16 protein-coding genes are annotated in these 22,758 nt (G+C 57.2%); 7 read left to right on the top strand and 9 right to left on the bottom strand.

What is annotated here, in order from left to right:
* Positions 1 to 200: 200 nt before the first annotated feature.
* The 3 genes from KSAC_RS02870 to KSAC_RS02860 all read right to left on the bottom strand — a co-directional run bounded on the left by KSAC_RS02870 (position 201) and on the right by KSAC_RS02860 (position 3,241).
* Complete coding sequence (locus KSAC_RS02870; RefSeq protein WP_132304111.1) at positions 201 to 692, bottom strand: transposase; 492 nt, start codon at positions 690 to 692, stop codon at positions 201 to 203.
* Positions 693 to 791: 99 nt separating this feature from the next.
* A complete protein-coding gene (locus tag KSAC_RS02865) occupies positions 792 to 2,030 on the bottom strand; it encodes a Zn-dependent hydrolase (protein WP_132304109.1) in 1,239 nt (412 codons plus the stop codon).
* A 5-nt stretch (positions 2,031 to 2,035) separates the two neighbouring features.
* Positions 2,036 to 3,241 (bottom strand): diaminopropionate ammonia-lyase, encoded by a 1,206-nt coding sequence (locus KSAC_RS02860; RefSeq protein WP_132304107.1) that lies wholly within the window; start codon positions 3,239 to 3,241, stop codon positions 2,036 to 2,038.
* A gap of 110 nt (positions 3,242 to 3,351) precedes the next feature.
* Here KSAC_RS02860 and KSAC_RS02855 point away from each other — a divergent pair, with 110 nt between their 5' ends.
* Positions 3,352 to 3,840, top strand: coding sequence for an Lrp/AsnC family transcriptional regulator (locus KSAC_RS02855; protein WP_110547435.1), 489 nt, complete (start codon positions 3,352 to 3,354; stop codon positions 3,838 to 3,840).
* Positions 3,841 to 4,078: 238 nt separating this feature from the next.
* Entirely contained in the window at positions 4,079 to 5,203 is a 1,125-nt protein-coding gene (locus KSAC_RS02850; protein WP_207918753.1) for a M24 family metallopeptidase, read from the top strand.
* A 141-nt stretch (positions 5,204 to 5,344) separates the two neighbouring features.
* Here the strand turns inward: KSAC_RS02850 and KSAC_RS02845 are convergent, their stop codons facing one another.
* Positions 5,345 to 7,597 (bottom strand): prolyl oligopeptidase family serine peptidase, encoded by a 2,253-nt coding sequence (locus KSAC_RS02845; RefSeq protein WP_132304103.1) that lies wholly within the window; start codon positions 7,595 to 7,597, stop codon positions 5,345 to 5,347.
* A 276-nt stretch (positions 7,598 to 7,873) separates the two neighbouring features.
* Between KSAC_RS02845 and KSAC_RS02840 the strand changes: the two genes are divergently transcribed.
* Positions 7,874 to 9,568, top strand: coding sequence for a DUF885 family protein (locus KSAC_RS02840; protein WP_132304101.1), 1,695 nt, complete (start codon positions 7,874 to 7,876; stop codon positions 9,566 to 9,568).
* Between the two features lie 111 nt (positions 9,569 to 9,679).
* Here KSAC_RS02840 and KSAC_RS02835 read toward each other — a convergent pair whose 3' ends face one another.
* From KSAC_RS02835 to KSAC_RS02820, 4 genes are read right to left on the bottom strand one after another with little or no spacing between them, the layout of a single operon-like run.
* Entirely contained in the window at positions 9,680 to 10,510 is an 831-nt protein-coding gene (locus KSAC_RS02835) for an ATP-binding cassette domain-containing protein (RefSeq protein ID WP_132304099.1), read from the bottom strand.
* Positions 10,510 to 11,532 (bottom strand): FecCD family ABC transporter permease, encoded by a 1,023-nt coding sequence (locus tag KSAC_RS02830; RefSeq protein ID WP_132304097.1) that lies wholly within the window; start codon positions 11,530 to 11,532, stop codon positions 10,510 to 10,512. The genes KSAC_RS02835 and KSAC_RS02830 overlap by 1 nt, the downstream gene beginning before the upstream one ends.
* Positions 11,529 to 12,458 (bottom strand): heme/hemin ABC transporter substrate-binding protein, encoded by a 930-nt coding sequence (locus tag KSAC_RS02825; RefSeq protein WP_243705283.1) that lies wholly within the window; start codon positions 12,456 to 12,458, stop codon positions 11,529 to 11,531. Before KSAC_RS02825 ends, KSAC_RS02830 begins: the two co-directional genes overlap by 4 nt.
* Positions 12,458 to 14,782, bottom strand: a complete 2,325-nt coding sequence (locus KSAC_RS02820; RefSeq protein WP_243705282.1) for a TonB-dependent hemoglobin/transferrin/lactoferrin family receptor — start codon at positions 14,780 to 14,782, stop codon at positions 12,458 to 12,460. Before KSAC_RS02820 ends, KSAC_RS02825 begins: the two co-directional genes overlap by 1 nt.
* A gap of 187 nt (positions 14,783 to 14,969) precedes the next feature.
* Between KSAC_RS02820 and KSAC_RS02815 the strand changes: the two genes are divergently transcribed.
* Positions 14,970 to 15,575: a biliverdin-producing heme oxygenase gene (locus KSAC_RS02815; RefSeq protein WP_132304093.1), complete on the top strand. Its 606-nt coding sequence runs from the start codon at positions 14,970 to 14,972 to the stop codon at positions 15,573 to 15,575.
* 173 nt (positions 15,576 to 15,748) lie between these two features.
* Here the strand turns inward: KSAC_RS02815 and KSAC_RS02810 are convergent, their stop codons facing one another.
* Positions 15,749 to 16,426 (bottom strand): GntR family transcriptional regulator, encoded by a 678-nt coding sequence (locus KSAC_RS02810; protein ID WP_102324205.1) that lies wholly within the window; start codon positions 16,424 to 16,426, stop codon positions 15,749 to 15,751.
* Between the two features lie 176 nt (positions 16,427 to 16,602).
* Between KSAC_RS02810 and KSAC_RS02805 the strand changes: the two genes are divergently transcribed.
* The 3 genes from KSAC_RS02805 (at position 16,603) to KSAC_RS02795 (ending at position 21,584) form a co-directional block, all read left to right on the top strand.
* Entirely contained in the window at positions 16,603 to 17,358 is a 756-nt protein-coding gene (locus KSAC_RS02805) for an aspartate/glutamate racemase family protein (RefSeq protein ID WP_243705281.1), read from the top strand.
* Between the two features lie 145 nt (positions 17,359 to 17,503).
* Complete coding sequence (locus KSAC_RS02800; RefSeq protein WP_132304089.1) at positions 17,504 to 19,996, top strand: TonB-dependent receptor; 2,493 nt, start codon at positions 17,504 to 17,506, stop codon at positions 19,994 to 19,996.
* An 88-nt stretch (positions 19,997 to 20,084) separates the two neighbouring features.
* Positions 20,085 to 21,584, top strand: coding sequence for an NCS1 family nucleobase:cation symporter-1 (locus KSAC_RS02795; protein WP_132304087.1), 1,500 nt, complete (start codon positions 20,085 to 20,087; stop codon positions 21,582 to 21,584).
* The last annotated feature ends 1,174 nt before the right edge of the window (positions 21,585 to 22,758 follow it).

Raw genomic sequence — 22,758 nt, 5'->3', positions numbered from 1 at the left:
GATGAAAAAAAACGCTCATTTACCGACAGGCGCTGCCTTTGCTGGGCCTGTCTGCCTCGGGTATCAGAACGGCAGCGTTCCGTGGAGCAGAAAGGGCGAGGAGAGTGCGCCGGGCGGATACGGTCGCAAACCGTGCTCAGGTCATGGATTCATTTTTAGTCGCTCTCCACGAAAGGCAGCCGCTTTGGGACCAACCGACATCAGGCGGTACGGGTTGAACGAAGCGTAATGGCGGCGGATTGCGCCTCTGCTTCCCGGCTGGGTTGGGGATACAGGCCCAGTGGGGCAGACGTGCCATGCGTTTGAATAAACGATTGAACCAGAACGTATTTTCTTTCGAATGGCCGCATGGGTGTCCTGCTTCCCGCATCAGGGATCATCATGGCATGGGCGCGACCGCCGTGCTTGAGAAGCCCGAAAACGGCGACTTTTCCGGCAACACCCCGGCCTCTTTCGCCTTTGCGATGTCCGCCGAAATAGCTTTTATCGACTTCGACCTTCCCTTCGAGTGGCGCTTCCAGAGCATTGTGCCCGGCGATAATTTCCCGACTCTTACTACAGGATAGGGTCACTGTATTGCGATTGACACCGATAATCTCCGTAGCACTGCGCGCGGGCGTACCTGCAACGAAATGCTCCAGAAAGTGTCTTGGGGTGGAAAGTGCCAGACGGCTGCGGCGACGTGCTTTCATATGACATATCAATACATCATTTGATTACCTAAGCCCGCCTCTAACTTAATGCTGTGATAGTCGTCTCCCCCTTTATGTATTTCATTCGCTCTTTCGGTATTATGACGCGTCTGCAAGATGCTGAGTCACATCAAGCAGCACGTTCGCCCCTGTAATCAGCCCTTCGTTCGATGTAAATTCGGCCGGGTTATGGCTAATGCCCTTGTGGCTGGGAACGAAAATCATCGCAGTTGGCGCCATGCTGGCGATCATCTGTGCATCATGCCCTGCACCGGAAGTCATGCGCCGGGCGGTCAGGCCGCGTTTCAATGTCGCCTCTTCGATCAGGTCAATAATACGGGCATCAAATGTAACGGGTCGGGAGCGGGCAAGTATTTCGACGTGGATTTTTACATCTCCCGATGTCTCCAGATCAGACAGGAACGCGGCCAACGCATTTTCCTCCTCCTGCAGTCCCGTTTCATCGGGATTGCGCAGATCGACTGTCAGGGTTGCCCGGGCGGGGATGACATTTATGGCGTTGGGTTCAAAAGCAACGCTGCCCACAGTGGCAACACCAGACAGTTTTGAAGCCATGGCACGGTCATGCACGAAGGTCATGATCCGTGCTGCAGCGTATCCGGCGTCGCGCCGCAGGGCCATGGGGGTTGTACCCGCATGGTTGGCCTGCCCTTCTATCGTGATGCGCTGCCATGAAATGCCCTGCAGATCCTCCACCGCGCCGATGGGGATGCCGGAATATTCCAGCACGGGCCCCTGCTCGATATGGAGCTCTACATACGCATGGGGACGCATGAAACCGACAGCATGATCGCCAGCATAACCAATACGGGCAAGCTCCTGCCCCAGCACCGCACCATCGGTGCTGCGTGTGGCAAGCGCCGTTTCCAATTCCAGTCCCCCTGCGTAAACCAGCGATCCCATCATGTCCGGTGCAAAGCGGACCCCTTCCTCATTCGTAAACGCGGCCACGGCGATGGGCCGTTCGGGAACGAAGCCTGCTTCGTGAAGTGTCTGGATAACCTCCAGCCCGGCGAGAACGCCGTAACACCCATCATAAATGCCTGCATTCATGACGGTATCAATATGCGACCCCAGCAGGAGCGGTTGCCGGCTACCATATTTGTTCCCACCCCATATGCCAAAAATATTGCCAATCCGGTCTATCGCCACTTCCAGACCCGCAGCCCTGATCCACGCAACAAGGTGATCACGGGCCTGTCTGTCAGCATCGGACAGGGCGAGGCGCGTCAATCTGCCATCCGCGTCTCTGCCAATACTGCCCAGTTCCTGAATACGGGCCAGAAGACGGGTGCTGTTGACTGATAACGGCTTCATGATTTTCAGGCCCGGACGCTTGCGGCAGGACGGATCTGATCGGGGTGGCATCCCACAATCTCACCATATCGCACGGGGTCCGTAGCGCCTTCGGTATTGATGACAAAAATACGCGATGCAGCATCAAGCCCAAGTGCAGTACGTATTTCGGGCGAGGTCGCTGCACGGATAAGCCCCGCAAGCCCGACGCCTCCGCTTTCCCCTGCCACGATAGCCGGATCACGCCCCTGGGGATAAGCAAGGCGCTTCATGACATTTACAGCATCATCCTCATCGACCGTCATGAAGGCATCCGCCGTATGGGACAGGATGCGCCACGCGGCGAGAGAGGGACTATAACATTCAAGCATGGCCATGATGGTGGGCTGCGTGGCCGGAACCGTCACGGGTTCGCCTTTCAGTGCTGATTGATAAAGACATGCGGCGCGGGCCGGTTCCACCACCGTGAAAACCGGACGCGCAGCACCCATGACAACAGCCAGATGGCCTGCAACCGCGGCTGCAATTCCCCCTACCCCGGCCTGTACGAATACATGCGTAGGCGGAGCGGGCATCTGACGCAGCGCCTCACGCACGAGGTTCATGTAACCCTGCATGACCAGACCGGGAATATATTCGTAACCCGGCCATGACGTATCCGATATCGTGATCCAGCCCTTCTCGGCCGCCGTCTGCGCCGCCACTGTCACAGAGTGATCGTAGGTTCCATCCACATGTACGATTTCCGCGCCAAAGCGGGCAATGGCCGCAATGCGGTCGTGACTGACGCCTTTATGAACAAAAATGACCGCTTTCGCCCCGACTGCCTGCGCGCCCTGTGCGACCGCGCGCCCGTGGTTTCCGTCTGTGGCGCAGGCGAATGTCATTCCCATGGCTACCGTACGTACCATCGGGCTATGCAGTTCGGATACATCCACCTTCCGCCCTTCCTGCTGGGCTGCTTTTTCCAGCACGAGCCGGGTGACCGCGTAGCCACCGCCAAGCGCCTTGAAGCTGCCCAGTCCCAGTCTCTGCCCCTCATCCTTTACGTGAATGACACCCACTTTCAGCGCCTCCGCCATCTCTGGCAGGTTGTAGAGCGGTGTGGGCGCGCTGTTTTCCCGGTAGGTCAGGAAGCGTTCCACGTCCTGCGCTGCCTCTTTACCCAGAAGCGCCGCATCAGATACAGGCAGAGGTTGCTTATGGAGCGTACTGTTGTTTTCAAGAAACATTTTTACACGATCCCTGTCATGATGCGTGCAAATATATTGCAACGTCACTGAAATATCTGCTGTATTATACGGTGTATTTTGCACATTTTTTGCATGAAGGACGCTGTTTCATGTCTTCATCTACAGGTCGGTCCGATCTTGACCAGTTTGACCTTGCCATTCTCGATATACTGCAGCGCGACAATACGACGCCGCAACGTGTCATAGGCGAAGCGGTCAACCTGTCTGCCCCATCGGTGCAGCGCCGGATCAGGCGACTGGAGGAATGTGGCGTGATCGAAGCGAATGTATCGGTAATCAATCCGGTTTCAGTCGGGCGCACCATAACGGTTCTGGTGGAAGTAGAAGTCATAACCGAGACCGTCGAACTGATTGCGGCAGCCAAGCAGAGCTTTGCGACATGCCCACAGGTCCAGCAATGCTATTATATAACTGGCAATGCCGATTTTTTCCTCGTCATGCTCGTTTCGACCATGGCTGAATATGAAGAACTGACCAAAACTCTTTTTTTCGGGAATAACAATGTGAAGCGGTTTCGTACGACCGTGGTCATGGACCGGGTCAAGACCGGCATGGCTGTATCGCGCCCCGATGCCTGACTGACCTGACGATAATTACGTATTTTTGGGTTGATGCCGAAATAAAGTTTCATATCTCCATCAAAAATAGAGCGCTTTTCTTGTCTGTTCTGCAATATTTATAAAGGCGGGACATGTCCGCCGCATCAGGCAGAATATCATATCCGTACATGAAATTTATATATCCATGCCAGGGTGAAGATAGATGACAATACTTCGTAATCCCCCCCGCAGAGGGTTCTGCGCCGATGAGTTCGCCTTGCGTGTACAAAGGATGCAGTCCATCCTGCGGGCAGAAGAACTGGACGCGGTATTTGTCACGTCACCATCGAATATTCGCTATTTTACGGGTTTTGATTCCCAGTTCTGGGAAAGTCCAACCCGCCCGTGGTTTGTGGTTGTCCCGCGTGAAGGGGCCATTATTGCCGTAATACCGGAAATTGGCGCACCGGAGATGGCGCGAACCTGGGTGAATGACATCCGTACATGGCCTGCGCCATGCCCGGAAGATGATGGTGTTTCCCTTTTGGCGGACACGCTGTCTGCTGTTCCGCGTCGTTTCGGGCGCGTCGGGGCGGAAATGGGGCGCGAGATGGCGCTGCGCATGCCGGTTTCGGATTTTCTGGACCTGGGCACCCGCATGCCCGAAATGAAGATTGTGGACGGGACACCGGCGCTATGGCAGGCCCGCATGATAAAGACGGAGGCGGAAATCGATCATATCCGCTTTATCTGTGAGGTGGCGAGTGACGCCTATATCGGATTGCCAGACCTGATTTCCATTGGCGATACCGAGCGGACGGCCGTCAAGCGCCTGCGGGCCGATATGTGTGCGCGGGGTGCTGACAGCGTGCCCTTCATGCCTGCGATTTCCGGTCCCGGTGGTGTTGCGCAGATCGTCTGTGGTCCGCAGGACCGCGTACTGACGCAGGGCGATGTCCTGTTCATCGATACCGGTGCAACCTATGACGGGTATTTCTGTGATTTCGATCGTGTCTATGCCGTGGGCAGTATTGATGATGCCGCGCGCCGCGCCAATGAGGCCGTCTGGCAGGCGACGGAGTTGGGAATTCAGGCCGCCCGGCCCGGTGCGACGATGGAATCCGTATGGAAAATAATGGCCACCGCGCTACAGGATGCCGGATCAATCGGTAATAATGTGGGCCGACTGGGGCATGGGCTGGGGATGCAGTTGACGGAGCCCCCGTCCTTCCGGGAAGGCGAGGAAACCATCATCCAGCCGGGCATGGTCCTGACAATCGAACCGGGCATGGAATACGCCCCGGGTAAGATGATCGTTCACGAGGAAGACGTGGTGATTACGGAAGATGGCGCACATCTCCTGACCATTCGTGCGCCACGGGAAATGCCCGTCATTTCCTGACCGGGACCTGTAAATGCAGTGGAATGCCTTCATCAGCGCATACGGTAATATGGAGGCATTCCATGACATGCAGATCAATTACAGTGAAGTCTGCCTGATGTAAAAGCGCAGGCAGATCGCTGAAATCGTGATCTGTTCCATCTACTGTACCGGGCTGACGGCAGCCGCGGGATGCAGATAAAAGTCTAAAAACCGCACCAGTCTGGTATAGGCAAAGCGTGTCTGTGGCAGATTTTCCGTATCCCATGGATGGTTTGCACCGGGTAGCGTGACCAGTTCGAACATTCGGTCCTGTGCGATCATGCGCTGTGCCATGGCCATGGTATCGGCATACAGAACGACCTCGTCCCGCGTGCCGTGGATGATCATCAGCGGGTCACGCAGGCCATCCGTGTGGTAGAGCGCCGACTGCCGCTGGTAACGGGCGGGGAAATCCCGACCTGATGGTGGGCCCATGATCCATTCCTGTTCGGGATAGGCATGGGCCACGTTGCTGGCGGGTGCGCCCGCTACCCCTGCGGCATAGAAACCGGGTTTGGTGAACAGCGACATCAGCGTCATCAACCCGCCATAACTCGATCCCCAGATGCCGATACGCGCCGGATCGGCATAGCCCTGATTGATCATGAACTGCGCTCCATCCTGCAGGTCATCAATGTCAAGCACGCCGTATTTACCCAGCATTGGCCGGTTCCATGCCTTTCCCCGGCCAAAGCTGCCGCGTATGCCCGGATTGATCACGATATACCCGCGCGACACCAGATACTGATCCAGTCCCCATGTCGGATGGGCGGTCCGTCCACCCCACTGGTCGCGCACCGCGTCGGAATAGACCGAACCGACGATCAGGGGATAGCGGCGGCTGGCGTCATAATCGGGGGGAAGCATGACACGCATCGTCAGCAGTGCGTTGTCAACATGGCTTCTGTAGTCCATGTAGCGCACGTCCGCCCATGTTCGCGTATCAAACGATGGCAGCGGCGAATGTGTCACACGGATGGAAGGCGGCATATTGGCGTCCAGCGCCGTGATATACAGGTCCGGCGGCGTGGTATCGTTGCTGAACCGGTCGGCCATATGGTCGAACCGGGGTGAGAAGACGGGTTCGTGGGTGCCATGTATCCGGGTGATGCGTTCAGGCATCCCGCCATCCAGACCGATGCGATAGACCTGGCGCTGTGCATACCCTGCTTCGTTAGAAGTAAAATACAGCCGCCCATGTATCGGATCGGGCACGAAGGATTCGATTTCCCATGTTCCCTGTTTCCCGGTCCTGCCCGTGATCGGATGCGGTCGCGCCCCTGCGGTGGGGATGTGGTAAAGCTGGTTATACCCGTACCGGTTTGTCAGCAGCACCAGTCCCCTGCCCCGTGGCGCCCATGCGGCCTGCCAGTCGGGGCGGATCTGGGTGGGGTCGGCAAATTGGTAGAACCTTTGCCGATGTCCGGTGGATACGTCATAGACATCAATGGCATGATGCTTGATCGTCAGGTCGCTGGCATTCACAAACAGGGATCGACCGTCCGGCGACAGGCCGAAATTCCATACCGGGTCCTGCTCGTTGTCGCGTGCCATCCAGCGCGGTGGTCCGCCCGCAACATCGACGACGCCAACAGGGAACGCGGTATTGGGATCGCCGGGAAAGGCGCGGGTCACGTGGTCGTGGTGGTTCTGCCCATCAAGGGTATAATCGATCTCCACCTTATGGACGGCGCGGTTGTCAGCCATGACGAAAGCTATGCGGTCGGATGTGGGGCTCCATTCCATCCGGTCCACACTGAAATCAGCAGATCCCGTAACCATGATGTTCGCGGGCATCCGTGCCTTCATGTCACGCAGCCACAGTGATCCATCGGATACGAAGGCCAGCCACCGCCCGTCCGGTGAGGTCGACAGCAGTCTGACCCCATGGTGTGCCGCTTCCAGCATGCTTACATGGCCCTGCATGTCCGTAACCCGTACCATGCCATCGGTTACAAAGGCGATGCGTCCGCCCGGCAACCATGCAAGCTGTGTCACGCCGGGATCAGGCGCGGGCGTTTTTGCCGTATTATGGCCGTCTTTCGCATCGTCCAGATGCGTTACCTGCCGTTTTACGTCCGATGCAGTGTCGTAGACCCAGATATCACGAAACGTGGTTGCGTGATCATTCCATGCAAAAGCCAGTCGTGCGCCATCAGCGGACCATGCGTAATGTTCAGGTGAGGTGCCGATTATGCTGTGATCCGCATACAGTCCTGCAATCGTCAGCGGTGCCGGTGATTGATTGCCCGATGACCGTGCCGCAGCGACCGATGTCGCAGGCGTGGCGGACAGGACGGGCGTTGTCGCCGCAACCGACGCCAGTAGCAGCAGCCCTGCGGACAACCGGCATGAGGCCTTCACGCTTCCCATCCCGTTTCATGACATTTCGTTTCCATCATGATTCATCTAACGGCCCGCTGGCCCGGATGGCAATATCGTTTCTTTCTTGTCGGGTATCGTACTTTTCACGCTATGCCCCATCTGGAGTGGGTCCAGGATGTTGTGGTTTCGAAAAGACATACCAGACATCTGGTATAGGCCGGGGCGGAATTGACAGTCCGCGTGTGGTGCGGGCAACGTGAAACAAAGCTGCCGCGGGCGATGCGTCACGGTGGAGGGGAAATACCGCAGAGATCGGGAACACGAATGCTGCAAGAAATTCTAAAGCACCGCACGACGGTCCTGCTATGTGCCGGTGCCATGGTTCTGTTGCCGCAATGCAATGTCATGGCCACCTTGGCGCAGGCCGCCAGTCCGCAGTTGCAGACACTGTTTTCCGACTGGCGCACGTTTGCCGCGCCAGAACAGCGCGATGGCGCGCCAGACTATGATGTGAAGGCGCTGTCACATAAAAAGGACGGCCTGAAGCGGATGCAGAAGCGTCTTGCCGCGCTGGATCGAACGGGCTGGACTACCGAGGATGATATCGACGCGCGCCTGATCGCTGCGGAAATGAACGGGCTGGATTTCGATCTGCGGGTGCGTCGTCCATGGGCGCGTGATCCCGGTTATTTCGCCACCATTTTTGCCGAGGAAAGTGACGTGCCTGCGCATGAAGGCCCGTCGGCGGATACGATCGACCTGTTCCGCTACAGCTATCCGCTGTCACCGCAGGCGGCACAGGATCTTGCGACGCGTCTGTCGGGTGTGCCGGTGCTGTTACAGCGTGCGCGCGGGTGGCTGGCGAAAAGCAATACCGCCGATCTGTGGAAATATGGCGATCGAGAATTCCGCCGTCAGGAAAAAGTGCTGTCCGCATTGCTCGACGGTTCCCTGAAGATGCGCACGCTGGAGGGACAGAAGGCGGCCACTTTGGAAGGTGCAGGGCCGCAGGTGCGTGATGCCGCGCAAAAAGCGCTGATCGCAACACGGGACTTCGCGGACTGGATCGAAGCCGAAGCCCCGCACAAGACCGGCCCATCAGGCGTGGGCAAGGTGAACTATGACTGGTACATGAAGAACGTCCAGCTTGTTCCCTACACCTGGGATGAGCAGGTCAGTCTGTTGCGGCGCGAACTGGAGCGCGCGCAGGCCTCGCTGCGGCTGGAGGAACTGCATAACCGCGACCTGCCGCAGTTGAAACCTGTTGATGATGCCGTGGCCTATCGTAAATACGCCACGACGAAGATGCAGCAGTTCACTGATTTCATCATCAAATCAGGTCTGGTGCCGGATCAGCCCTATTACCGCGCGGCGATGGCGGCGCAGACGCTGGATTACACCCCGCCGGATGAGCGCAACTTCTTTCTGAAAGTTACGGCGCTGGACCCGTGGCCGCTCTATTCCCATGACATTCACTGGACGGAACTGGCGCGGATCAAGGATGACCCCAATCCCGACCCGATCCGTCGTGGCGCGCCGCTGTTCAACATCTATGCCGCCCGGTCCGAAGGGTTTGCTACCGCGTTCGAGGAAATCGTGATGCAGGCGGGGCTGTATGACCATGAACGGCGCGGGCGTGAACTGGTCTGGATCATGCTGGCCAACCGTGCCGCGCGCGGTCTGGCATCGCTGTATGTGCAGGCGAACCAGATGGACCTCGCCACGGCGGGGCGGTTCCATGCGACATGGACGCCACGCGGCTATTCTGATCCCAACAATGCGCTGGTTGGTTTCGAGCAGCTTCTTTATCTGCGCCAGCCCGGCTATGGCACCAGCTATGTGACCGGAAAACTGATGCTTGATCAGTTAATATCGCGTCAGGCACATGATGCGGAGGCCGCAGGCCGCCCGTTTGATGTCCGCACCACGTTTGCGGGCATCGCGTCAGCGGGGATCGTCCCATGGCCATTGGTGGAGGAAGCGCTGCTGCCCGCAAAAACACTCGCTACCGCGCCGTAAAGGCGTAGTTCGGAAGTGAGCGGGTATGGAGGACGGCGCGGATCGCGGTGGCAGTCGGATAAAGTCGTCCTCCTTGATCTACCTGCCTGCGCGCCTGATCGTGCAGGTAGGTTATGACGATGCACGGATATTGGCTTCCCCACCAATATTATCATGGGGAAGGATGAAGGGGCGGCCCGTTTTTGTATGAAGATGGATGCAGCCATCCTTGAGACCGAAAATGGAGCAGGCCAGATCCTGTGTCATTACCGCTTCGACGGTACCATACGCATGGACCCTGCCCTGATGAACCACGACCAGTCGGTCTGCGCAGGCGGCGGCCCAGTTGAGATCATGCAGGACAACAGCGACGCCACCGCCCCGGGCGGCATGCTGGCATGCCAGTTGCAGGACAAGCGCCTGATGGGCGGGGTCCTGCGCTGAAATCGGTTCGTCGAGCAGGAGAAAACCCGCAGGTAAGTCCTTCGACCGGGCAACTTCCAGTTGCATGAGGACACGGGCAAGATTTGCACGCTGGCGTTCCCCGCCGGACAGGGTCATCATCTGTCGCCCGGCCAACTGTGCCAGCCCTACCTGCTGCAGTAGCATATCAGCCAGTGCCACCTGCCGGTCGATGGCCATCCCGCGGGCGGATATCCCTGCCCCCATCACGACCATCTGGCGTACCAGAAACTGGCCTGCAGTTTCATTTTCCTGTGTCAGCATGGCGCGGCGGGTGGCCAGATGCCGTGGCGACATGGCAGCAACCAGCTGGCCATCCAGCAGCACGTCTCCACCGGTCGGCCTGGACAGTCCACTGGCGAGACGCAGCAGCGAACTTTTGCCCGCACCGTTGGGGCCAATGATTGCCGTGACCAGCCCCCTGCCGAAAGACAGGGTGACGTCGCGCAGGATTTCACGCTCACCCCGCCGCCATGTTACGTTGCGCAATTCCAGTGTCATCACGAAACATCCGTACGGTGGCTACGTGCCAGCAGCCAGACAAAAGCCGGCGTGCCGAGCAGTGCCGTCACGACGCCAACCGGGATCTCCGCAGGGCTGGCCAGCGTGCGGGCCATGGTGTCTGCTCCCGTCAGTAATATTGCCCCCAGCATTGCACTGGCGGGCAGGACAATCCGATGGTCAGGACCTGCGGCCAGTCGTACCAGATGCGGCACGACCACCCCCACAAAACCGATGGCTCCCACCAGGGATACGGTCGGCCCCGTGGCGCAGGCTACTGCCAGAATGGACAGGCTTTTGATCCGTTCTACCGGGTAGCCAATCAGCAGCGCGTTGTGTTCGTTGAGCAGCATGGCGTTCAGCGGGGCGGCAAGACAGGTGGCAAGTGCGCCCGCAATCAGCACAAACGGCACCAGTAGGCTGACACTGCGCCATGTGGCCCCGGAAAAGCTGCCCATTGTCCAGAAAGTCAGATCACGCAGGGCTGTATCATTGGCCCGGAAGATCAGGATACCGGTCAGCGCACCGGAAAAAGCCCCAAACGCCACGCCCGCCAGCAGCATTGCGGTGATCGATGTGACCCCACCGCGCGTAGCGAAAAGATAGAGCAGTCCCATGCCAGCAAAACTGCCCACGATGCCCGCACACGGGATTGTCCACATGCCTAGCCACGTCGCCCATTGCCACGAACTGCCAAGGATAATGACGCAGGCCGTCGCCAGCGCCGCAGCGGACGAAACCCCGGCCAGTCCCGGATCGGCCAGCGGGTTGCGAAACAGTCCCTGCATGATCGTGCCTGCAACCGCCAGCGCCGCGCCGGTCAGGCAGGCCATGACGATGCGCGGTCCCCGGATGTCGCGCAGCACCAGCCGTGTCGCCTGATCCTGTGTTCCAGCCGGATGCCACAGGTCGCGCAGGTGAACCGTCGTGGCCCCCGTATCAAGGGCCACAAGCATGGTCAGTAACAGCAGGACCGACAGCAGGCTGAAAAGCCGGACCGTGCGGGATCTTTCCCTCGTCATGCGGGCGTGCTCAGGTGGCGGGCCAGTTCCAGTGCCGCATCGGGCGTACGGGGGCCAAAACCCAGCAGGCGTTCGCCTTCCATGGCGATGATCGTCTGGCTACTGCCTGCAGGCGTCAACCGGAATCCCGCATTGGCAAGCAGGGCGGCGCGGACCTGCGGGGCGTCCTGTTCCATGGTCAGTACCGCATCCGGTCGCAGGCCGATCAGGGCTTCCTGATCCAGTATCCTGTAGCCTTCAAATGTTGCAGGGTTGGTTCCACCGGCCAGACGGATCACGGCATCCGCGGCCGTGCCCGTACCTGCTACCATCGGGCGGTTATTGCTCATGCGCATGACGAACAGCACCCGCTTTGTTTCAGGGTGGGCCGCGCGCCATTGTGACAGCATATCGAAATGCCGCGATATGTCCGCGCAGATCCGGTCGCCAGCCATTTGCGCATGTATCAGTTTCGCCAGAAAGCGTGTGCGTGCCAGAATGGCATTTTCCGATGGTGTGGCGTCAACAAACACGACCGGCACATCTGATGCCATCAACTGCTCCAGAACCTGTGGTGGTCCACAATCGTTCATGGCCAGGATCAGGTCAGGCTGAAGCGAAAGAATGCCTTCGGCGGACAGGGCGCGCATGTAGCCCACGGATTTCTTCTCGCGCAATGCCTGTGCGGGCCATGTGGAGGTAATATCAACCGCGATGATACGCGCATCCGCACCCAGCGCATACAGCGTTTCGGTAATGGTGCCCCCAATACTGGCTATGCGCGTTGCAGGGCCAGTTTTTACCTGTCGCCCCCGACAGTCGGTGAACAGGTCATCTCCGGCGCTCCGGCTGATGCGTGGCATGGTCAGCACGCCGCCAGCCAGCAGGCAGGCAAATAGTCGGCGTCCCATTTCCACCCGACCGTGGCCTGCAGGTTTATATGCCATCAGAACTCGATCCTCGCGGTTACCTTGAAGGAGCGGCCAGGCTGCGTGTAATACCGCTCCGAAAGTGAACTGGATGACTGGCCATAGGGAAGCGAGGCTGCGTTGTAGTAAGCCTTGTCAAAGATGTTGTACATGCCCGCCTGTATGCGCAGCGGACGGTAGAATGTGGGGCTGTACCAGCCTGTCAGGTCAAAAATGACGTAGCCGGGCGTTTTCCACTGGTTCTGTAGCGATCCCGTGGTGGTCAGGTATTTGGCGTCATCGCGTGAAGTGGCGAATGTGCCCGACAGGTCGGTGCCCCAGTTATCCGTCTTGTAGCCAAAGCCGATGATGCCACGGAAAGGTGCGACCGAACTGAGGTGGAAGTTCATGTCCGTATCGCGCCCGTCGGCATAGGCAAACGAACCCCATGTATGCCAGTGCCGGTCAAACGCCCAGTTGACGCTCGCTTCCACACCATAAATGCGGACATGCGCCAGATTGGTATAGCCATAACACAGGTAGTACCCCGAACAGCCACTGACCCCCTCCATATCGATGAAGTTATGGTAGTGATTGTCATAAAACGAGATATTGGCCCCGCGTTCGGAATTGCCGTATTTCATGCCAACTTCCCATCCCCGGCTGCTTTCGGGTTTGAGGTTGGGATTCCCTGTTACCTGATAGTACGGCGGGGTGCTGTAATTCAGGTATTCCTCCGTCGCTGATGGGGCGCGGTAGGCTTCGGAATACTGTCCATATAATGTCAGGTTGTGGGCCACCCGCGCTTCCACCAGCACCTTGGGCGAGAAGTGTGAGCCATGGGCACCATGTGGCAGGCCGCTATATCCTGCATTTGCCATGTAGGACGTGGTATTATGCGGATCACGCTGGAAGTAATCGAAGCGGAATCCCGGCGTGATATGGAACCATTCATTGCGCCCGATGCCGATACGGTCCTGCACGATTGCCCCCATGTCCGTCCCGTGTACCTTGGGCATGTCCGAAAAGTTGTCATGCAGGTACGGACTGGAGACCGCCTGCTGGCCGGTCTGGGTCTGGTAGGTATCGGTCAGGAAGACTTCGCCGCCATAAGTAATCTTATGGTGCAGCGGGCCGGTGAAGATGTTGTTTGTGGCTGACCCGGTAACACCATAGGACTGCACGGGCAGGCTCAGATGTTCGTGGGTATATGTGGAAGCATTGGCTGAATCCCGGTTCGTGATATCGGTATCGGTCCTGATGCTTTGCCAGTAGGCCAGAAAATGGGCCTCGCTGAATAGTGCGGTCGGACTGTCAGCCTGATAATCATAATTGGCTGAAACACGCGAACGCTGGTTTTCGCTGCGGGTATAATAGCGATCGGTCGCTGTGGTTTCGGAGGTTTTGGTCTCCTCGTTATAATTGCGGTCATACCATTCGCCCGTCAGGCCGATCCGGTGGCCGCCAGCGAAATAATGCCGGACCTTGCCCAGAAAGTTGCCCACCTGATAGGACGCCGGATCTTTCATGGTCCGGGTCCGGCCATAACCACCCGTATCGCCACGGTTGCCCGTTTCGCTGCCGTTCTGGTAGCCCCCCTGAAGCAGGAACACGGTATTCCCGTAACGCGCAGCGAAAGCCTGATTGAGCAATGCGGCTTCGCTTGCGCCATTATAGGTCATCTTCGTCAGGCCCCCGAAGTTTTTACCGGGCTTGAGGATGTCTTCAGGGTCCAGCGTCCGCAGGGCAATCACCCCGCCTAGCGCACCCGTGCCGAAGAAACTGGAATCAGCACTTTTGACCACGTCAATGGCCCCGAGTGAATTGAAATCGAAATCACTTACGCCCCCCTGTGCGGTATTGAAGCTACCTGCGTAGGCACCATCATTTGCCCATGGCATACGCACGCCATCAATCGTGGTCAGTATCCGATTCTGGTCCAGACCACGAATATTGATGCTGGAGTTTCCGTTACTATAGTTTACAGAGGCATCCACGCGCCGTGAATAATCCTCCAGACTGTCGATCTGCCTGTCGCGGAAGGTTTTATAGGTGGTTGTGGTGGTCAGGACCGCCGGTTTGCCCACTTCGCTATGATCCTTGTCGGGATCAAATTTCATCAGGTCAATGATGTCCGTACTGCCCTGCACTTTTACGGGGGAAAGCCGGATCGGTGCGGCGGGTGAAAGGGAAACCTGCGCTGGTGAAGAGGACTGTTTTACTGCCGTTTTTGGGGATGTCGTCGTATCTGTTGCCTGTGATGCGGCAAAGGCGGGGGTCATCCACGCACAGGCCAGAGCCGTGGTTGCAAGCATGTGACGGCGGCGTGCCTGCCCTCGTCGGAAGAAGAGCTTTATCATCATTCACCATTGCTACTGGGAATCATTAGCACAACGATATGCGTGCGATCGTGAGGCGGCAAGGATTTTGTTGCGCCTGATTCTTAGTTGCACTAATGGAGGAAATGTTGGATTCCAGCGGTCTGCGCATGTGAAACGCAAGAATCAGTCCGTTGGACTCTAAGTATAAAATTGTAACAGGAAGAAAAACATGGCTCTGTTAAACGACGGGAACATTCATGTCCCCCTGTCCGGCTACCTGCGGGAAGCCACTCACCAGATCCACGATGATCTCAATCACACCGTCATGTCACGGGGCATGTTTACGGATGCCGCAGGCTATCGGGACTTTGTGCTGATGCAGTACCTGTTCCATCGTGACCTTGATCCCCTGTACAACAGCGATGACCTTGCGCGCATCGTGCCGGATCTGGCCGCCAGAAACAGGTTCCCGCAGGTTTCGGCCGATATGAACGATCTGGACATCGCCATACCTGCCCCAGGCGTGCCTGTGGGCATGATGGACCCTTCCACCGCGATTGGATGGCTGTATGTCGCGGAAGGATCAAAGCTCGGCGCTAATTTCCTGACCCGGCTTGTTGAAAAAATGGGCTTTGACGACAGTTTTGGTGCCCGGCATATGGCGGCGGACCCGATGGGGCGTGGTCCTTCATGGACTGCATTCCGCAAGGCGATCGATCATGCGGGCCTCGACCCGGAACGCTGCGTACAGGGCGTGCGTGAAAGTTATGCCCGCGTAAGAACCTATATCCCGGCACGGAAAAATAATACGGCGGCAACGGTGACGGCCACCTGACCAGCCCCTTCAGGTCACGACGCCTTTTCATGCGCAATACGTAAGTCAGCGGAGACGCGGCCGGAGCCGTTCCCTCTGGCTTGCGTAAGGGTCGTGATGTGTGTCCGGCTGGGCCGTGAACTACGGGCGAGCAGTGTTGATTTCAGAAAATACTGTTCAGTTCACAGCGAAACTTAACACTTGAGTATCTGGCTAAGTATGGTGGTGGTCGCTGGTTCGCGGTTGAAATCAAGGCAGCTTTCAATCCCTTCCAGATGCCGTGCCATAAGGGCGGATGCCTCCGTATGGTTGTCGGCCAGTAGCAGTTCCAGCAGGTCATGATGATCGGAGGACAGGCAGCAGGTCGTGTTCTGGCGCTCATACATGGTAATGATAAGCGACATACGCAGGATCAGTTCATCGGTAATGCTTTTCAGCACCCTGTTGCCCAGCTCCTCAATCAGCGTCAGGTGAAACTGACCTGAAAGATAGATCATGGCAATTGCGTCGTGCTTCTCATGCGCCTCCGCTTCCTGCGCCATGATGTGGCGCAGGCGTGCTGCACCCTGTGCGGACAGTTTGCGGTAGGGCTGTGCCAGCAGGCTGACTTCGATCAGGCGGCGGCTGGCCAGCACGTCTCGCGCTTCCTGTGGGGAGGGACGGCTGACGAATGCGCCACGACCGGGTTCCAGCGTGACGATATGGGAACGCGATAGCGATAGCAGCACACGCCGGATCTTGGCCCGGTTGGAGCGGAAAATCTGTGCAAGCTCTTCCTCGGGCAGCTTGCTGCCGGGTGCAAGCCTGCGTTCAAGGACCGCCTTGCACAAGGCATCAGCAATGCGCGCTTCTTCCCTGGCAGATGATCCCATGGCCTGCGTCCCCCTCCCCTTTTGGCTGAAACGCATTTCTGTTGGGGCAGTCTGATGATTCCGTCAAGGGTATTCATATTGTAAACAATCTGGGTTGACGAAATACGTTTCCAAATCATACTGAATGGCGGAGGTCGCTGCTGTGACCCGTAATCTGATGATTGGATGCCCTGCCCTTGCCGCGCCTGCTGCTTATCAATCCCAATACCGATACAGACATGACGCAGCGCATGGTGGCCCATGCCCGATCCCTGTTCGCCGATACGGTGGCTATTGAAGCGGTAACCGCCCGGTTTGGGGCACGGTACATTACCAATTCCGTTTCTCTCACCATTGCAGGCCATGCGGTGCTGGATGCGCTGGCGCGCGCGCGTGGGCCATTTGATGGGGTTCTGGTGGCCTGTTTTGGTGATCCGGGTCGGGAGGCGCTGTCCAGCATCTGTCCCGTGCCTGTTGCGGGCATGGCGCAGGCTGCCATCAGGCGGGCGGCACGACTGCCGGGGCGCTTTTCCATCGTGACCGGGGGGAAGGAATGGAAACCCACGCTGATCAGTCTGGTGCAGTCCATGGGACTGAGCGCGCGGCTGGCTTCCGTGCGTATCCTGCCCGAAGCGGGCAACGTTCTGGCGACCGGGGGGGATGCCGTCTGTCGCCAGATTGCGCATATCTGTAATGAGGCCGTGCGTCAGGACGGTGCAGCCCGTGTGCTGCTTGGTGGTGCGGGACTGGCTGGTTTTTCCATACGCGTCGCGCCCTATGTCGCCGTTCCTGTCATGTGTTCCCTGCATGAGAGTCTGCTGGAAATACGGGACCTGTTATCGCGCCCGGCACGATCCGTTTTCCATCGGGATGGTATGGAAACGGTGGGTCTGTCGCCCGAACTGCAGCGTTATCTGGCATCGGGAACCGATGCTGGCGTCGATCTGAATTGAAATCTCGTTTTGTAAACAATATCCGTTGACACACATTTTCGGTGTGTATTATTTTGTATCCGAAACGACGAACATTTCTTTCAAGTATCATTTCATGTCGCAATCCCGCCCTGTCGTGCGGTGGTAAAGCATAAGGACACCGGCAATGTGCCCTGACGGAAAAAGCCAGACCGGATCGTATTCTTCCAGACAACCCGCGCCGCTGCTCCGTTTTTCAGTGCAGTTCCCCGGACATCGGTTTTTTCTGGCGCTTACAACCGCGCTGGGACTGAGCGCGTCACACGGGGCAGCCTTTGCCCGTACGGTATCGAAGCATACCGCGAACGCCCAGCCCGCAGCCGCGCAGCACAAAGCCACCACCCCGCACGATGGCATCCGGGCCACGGGCAGTGCGGAACAGATCCGGGTGGGTGCGAATGTGGTCCATTCGGCCGATGGCGTGACCGGACGCGCACCCGGCGGCGGCCTGATCCAGAAGCAGACTGCCCCCAAGGCCCGCAGCACTGTCACGCCCGATTACATCATGAAGCAGTCTCCGGCGCAGAATGCCTATAATGCCGTCAAGCTGCTGCCGGGCATAGTAGTGGCGAATACGGACCCTGCGGGCCATGAAAAATCTGCCCTCAGCATGCGTGGCCTGACGCAGGACCAGATCGCCAATGTATGGGAAGGCATGCCGTTGAGCAGTATCGGCGGCTACAACCTCGATGTGGCATGGGTTACGGATAGCGAGAATATTGGCAGCGTTTCCGTGCAGCCCGGATCATCCAACTTGGACACGCCCGCCATCAATGGTTCTGGCGGCATGTTCGAGTTCAAGACCCGTGATCCCTCCAGAAAATTTGGCGGACTGGGGGATGTGGGTGTGGGAAACCGGGATTATACCCGCCAGTTCCTGCGCATGGATACGGGTGAATGGGGTAAAACGGGCATCCGCTCCTATATCTCGTTTTCCAACCAGCATGACACATTTTACCATGGTCCCGGTCAGGAAGACTTCAAGCATATCGATTTCAAGATCCTCAAGGAATGGGACAACGGAAACCGCGTCTCGCTGGTGGGTGGTTTTACGCGCGGCATCATCGGGAACGAGCCATACTGGGACATGACAATGGCGAGCTGGCGTCAGAAGGGTCTTAAAAACGAGCTGGCTGGCTCATACAACATCAATAACGCTGCTGGCGGCACCGATTACTGGAAGCTGAACTGGCTTCATTCCAAGACCTTCAATATCGCAGCCCCTTCCCACTTCAATTTCGGGCGGCTGGGACTGGATGTAACCCCTTATGTCGCGGCCAACCAGAAAGTTTATGGTTCAGGCTTTGAACTGAACGATCAGGTTTACAATGGATATGGCAGTAGCCCGCAGTCCATTTCCATCCCCGGACAGTTGCCGGGCCAGTCCTATGGCGTAACCGAGCAGTACAGCAGCCTGAACGAAATGCGCGGCGGTGTGAACGCGAAGCTGAGTTATAAGGTCGGTCAGCACCATATCTATCTTGGTTACTGGTTTGATTATGATAATTCGACCAATCTTGTGGGCTATACCGGCGTAAGCAGTGCGGGCAACCCGGCGACATCATGGGGCCGGGCGGGCCAGTCGCTACGGCTGGCAAATGGCCAAGTATTCTATTCCCAGAATTACAGCGATATTTCGACTGTTAACGGGATCTATGCCGGTGATACGGTTTCGCTGCTCGACGGTCGTCTGGTGCTTGATGGTGGCATGCGTGTCACCATGATCCACCGTGACGGGACCGACAATATCCCGGGCCTGCAGCGCAAGGTCAGCGCCAACGAAGTCATGCCGCTGCCAACGCTTGGTGGCCATTTCCAGTTGAACAAGTATGTGCAGATTTTCGGTGGGGTCTCGACCGGCGCCAAGGCGCCGCCGGACAGCGCCATGATCACCACCATCAACCCCAATACCGGCCAGATCGCCAATCAGGGCCAGACCCATATCCATGATGAATACAACATTACCGAAGAAGTGGGTATGCGCTATACCGGTAAATACATCATCGGGTCCTTTACATATTTCCATTATAACCTGTCACATCATCAGGTTTCTACGTCCATGTTCCTGGGTAACGAGGCGATCGGACAGGTCATTGATGCGGGTAACCAGACCACCAATGGTTTCGATGCGGAAATCGGCACGCGGCCCATTCATCATTTCCGTCCCTATGCGTCCATGCAGTACCTGCATTCGACCATCGACAACAATATTCAGGGCCTGCCGACCAAGGGCAAGATGGCGGTCAATACGCCCACATGGGCGGCCTCGCTTGGGATAGATTGGGATAATGGCATTTTCTTCTGGAATTATGGGCTGAACTATTTCTCCAAGCAGTATTCGACCTTCATGAATCAGGAAGCCCTGCCCTCCCTTTACACCATGAATGCAACAGTTGGTGCGCGGCTTCCCCGCAACAGTCTTGTCGGGCGTGGTCTGAGCTTTCTCAAAAGCCCGGAAATCATGCTGTGGGTCAACAACATGATCGACACCCATGCCTATTCCGCCATCAACAGCGTCAGCCTGACCAATACGACCATTGGCAGGATTCAGGGCACGGCGCCTACGTATAATACGCTGGGTCGCTTCTCGGCGGTTGTGACTTTCCGGGCCGGATTCTGAGCAGGAAGCTGGAAACGGGGTCCACAGGCCGGCATGACCTTCACATGGCGGGAAGACCCAAGCATAGTAGGCTGCGGGGATGATGCGGATGAACATGCAGACACGACCGGAAGCGGTGCCACCTGTCCTGATCACGCAGGCGAGAGAACAGGACAGCAGGCTGCGTAACCGTGACCTGCTACCTGCTGCCAGGCAGGACTGGAACTGGTACGATTACCTGTCTTTCTGGATGTCGGACGTGCATAGCGTCGGCGGCTATGTAACAGCGGGCAACCTCTTTACGCTCGGCCTGCCGTCGGGGCTGGTTTTTGCATCCCTGCTTGCTGGTGTGCTGATCGTAAACGTGTTGTGTAACCTTGTGGCGGTACCCAGCCAGCGCACGGGTGCGCCGTTTCCGGTTATATGTCGCATGTCCTTCGGCGTGCTGGGTGCCAATATCCCTGCCCTCATACGTGGTGTGATAGCTGTGTGCTGGTACGGGATACAGACATGGCTGGCATCCAATGCGCTGGTGGTGCTCGCCCTGCGGCTTTCGCCGGCCCTGACACCGTGGGCGGAAGTCCGGATGCATGGCATGCTGGGGCTTTCCGCCGTGGGATGGGGGGCATTTGGTCTGCTATGGCTGGTGCAGGCCGCCATTTTCTGGCGGGGGATCGAGACGATCCGCCGGTTTATCGAACTGGCGGGGCCAGCCGTCTATGCCATCATGATTGCGCTGGACCTGTATCTGCTCCAGCGCGTGGGATGGAGCCATTTTTCATTCCAGATTACGGGTGCTGGCGGCCCATTGCATGGGGGGGCGCTGGCATGGGCCAGTATAAATGCAGTGGCGCTGGTGGTTTCCTATTTCTCGGGACCCATGCTTAATTTTGGTGATTTCGCGCGGTACGGGCGAAGTGCATCGGATATCAGGCGCGGTAATTTCTGGGGGTTGCCGTTCAATTTTATCGGGTTTTCAGCACTGACGATCTGTACCATCGCCCTGACTGCTCCGGCTTTTGGTCATGTCATGATCGATCCGGTGGAAACAGTGGCGCATATAGATAGCCTGACCGCTGTCATATTCGGCATGTTGACCTTCATCATTGCTACGGCAGGGATCAATATCGTAGCCAATTTTGTTTCGGCTTCATTCGATTTCTCCAATCTTGCGCCACGATCCATCAGCCTGCGCAGAGGCGGCATGATCGCTGCCGTGGGCTCCATTCTCATCATGCCCTGGAAGCTGTACGGAAGTCCGCAGGTCATGCATCTGACGCTGGATGTGCTGGCGACATTTATTGGGCCGTTGTTCGGTATTCTTGTGGTTGACTATTATATTGTACGCCGTCGTCGGGTCGACGTAGCAGCACTTTATACAACCAGTCCGCAGGGTCGCTACTGGTACCGCAACGGGGTCAATCTGGCGGCGGTCCTTGCCCTGCTTGTCGCGGTGATGGCGGGCAGCGCGAGTGTATTTGTGCCGGCGTTATCAACCCTGTCCGGATTTGCGTGGTTTATAGGCTGCCTGACAGGGGGATTATCTTACCTTATCCTGATGCATTCGGGACGTGATGCCCGTTCGGTGTTTTCGTCCATCAGATCCTGAAGGGCGGCGAAACGCCCGGTTTAGGCGCGATCATCCTGATCGACAGGGTCACATGCGGGGCCAGCAGGTGACCCGGCGGGTTCAGCGGCATATGTAGCTTTGATTCCCGTTTGCGCTTGCCCCCGCATCATATCCGATGCGGGACCTGTTTTCCTGTGTCGAACGCAAAAGGCTGCTGGTTCAGCCCTATGACCAGACTCAATACGCAGTGAAGCGCGCACGTAGATCAGACAAAGCGCTTCGAAGCAGCCAGCCTCTATCCAGAGACGGGCTTGCTGACAGACTGCCAGTCACAGCGGGAGATCGTTCGGCATCGTGCGCCACGCAATCCCGTTGCTGATCATATAACGCAACCCATTAAGTAATTCACGCAATGCATGATGCCGCCATTTTGCATTCCCGCATATCAGGGACAGTCAGAGACCATTCTTCGCCTGATATGTCAGAGGGATACGGTTTGCATGCAGGTATCATCCCACATTCATGGCCAGTCAGCATGACAGGACATTACACCGTCTTGTGATCTGACCGTAACGGGAACGCAGGACAGCTTTTATGGTTCGTAACACCTGTCCGTAATCATTCAGTTCCATGGAATCCTGACGCCTTTTTCTCCTGTCTGGTTGATTCCTGGTCACAGGATCATGAAGCGAAGAGCTTTGTTATAATTTGTGCCATTGTGTTATTTAATGTAACTTTTGTAAGGTGGTTCAGTTATAATATCAGAGCGATTCAATGATCAAAAAGCTGTCCAGAAAAATAAAAAAAATAATTAACCTTCCAAACGAAGTTAAATATCAGCATTACAAACTTGATCGTGTATCATCGAATGGACTGAAGGGGTTTCCCTTCCACAGACTGGAACCTGAAACGGAGCAAAAGCTCCATGTTGCGTTTTTTGGTCCCTGCGCACTTTTGCCCATCATCAATTACGCAACAAATCACGGGCATGATGTCATCCATGTGACGATGGGTGTGGATGAAAGTCGGCAGATTCATTTTTCCCCGCCCCTGTCAGAAATAAACCATGAAAAAGCAGAGGTGAACGTCATCGGCTTGCCGCTCCGTTCGGTTATGGCCGCCGGGGCCCTCCCCTTTGACGGTTTTGAAAATGAAGTGTTCTGGCCTCGCCTCAAGACCGAAGAAGACCATGAAAATTATCTGAAATACTGTG

It is taken from the genome of Komagataeibacter saccharivorans, from assembly GCF_004348195.1.
Lineage (GTDB): Bacteria > Pseudomonadota > Alphaproteobacteria > Acetobacterales > Acetobacteraceae > Komagataeibacter > Komagataeibacter saccharivorans.
This window is presented reverse-complemented; position numbering and strand designations above follow the sequence as displayed.

Bases quoted from the DNA above. Each gene is read 5' to 3' on its own strand.
- KSAC_RS02795 (WP_132304087.1), top strand. From the start codon at position 20,085: ATGAACATGCAGACACGACCGGAAGCGGTGCCACCTGTCCTGATCACG.
- KSAC_RS02810 (WP_102324205.1), bottom strand. From the start codon at position 16,426: ATGGGATCATCTGCCAGGGAAGAAGCGCGCATTGCTGATGCCTTGTGC.
- KSAC_RS02820 (WP_243705282.1), bottom strand. From the start codon at position 14,782: ATGATGATAAAGCTCTTCTTCCGACGAGGGCAGGCACGCCGCCGTCAC.
- KSAC_RS02835 (WP_132304099.1), bottom strand. From the start codon at position 10,510: ATGACACTGGAATTGCGCAACGTAACATGGCGGCGGGGTGAGCGTGAA.
- KSAC_RS02845 (WP_132304103.1), bottom strand. From the start codon at position 7,597: ATGGGAAGCGTGAAGGCCTCATGCCGGTTGTCCGCAGGGCTGCTGCTA.
- KSAC_RS02865 (WP_132304109.1), bottom strand. From the start codon at position 2,030: ATGAAGCCGTTATCAGTCAACAGCACCCGTCTTCTGGCCCGTATTCAG.
- KSAC_RS02840 (WP_132304101.1), top strand. From the start codon at position 7,874: ATGCTGCAAGAAATTCTAAAGCACCGCACGACGGTCCTGCTATGTGCC.
- KSAC_RS02870 (WP_132304111.1), bottom strand. From the start codon at position 692: ATGAAAGCACGTCGCCGCAGCCGTCTGGCACTTTCCACCCCAAGACAC.
- KSAC_RS02815 (WP_132304093.1), top strand. From the start codon at position 14,970: ATGGCTCTGTTAAACGACGGGAACATTCATGTCCCCCTGTCCGGCTAC.
- KSAC_RS02855 (WP_110547435.1), top strand. From the start codon at position 3,352: ATGTCTTCATCTACAGGTCGGTCCGATCTTGACCAGTTTGACCTTGCC.
- KSAC_RS02830 (WP_132304097.1), bottom strand. From the start codon at position 11,532: ATGACGAGGGAAAGATCCCGCACGGTCCGGCTTTTCAGCCTGCTGTCG.
- KSAC_RS02860 (WP_132304107.1), bottom strand. From the start codon at position 3,241: ATGTTTCTTGAAAACAACAGTACGCTCCATAAGCAACCTCTGCCTGTA.
- KSAC_RS02825 (WP_243705283.1), bottom strand. From the start codon at position 12,458: ATGGCATATAAACCTGCAGGCCACGGTCGGGTGGAAATGGGACGCCGA.
- KSAC_RS02800 (WP_132304089.1), top strand. From the start codon at position 17,504: ATGTGCCCTGACGGAAAAAGCCAGACCGGATCGTATTCTTCCAGACAA.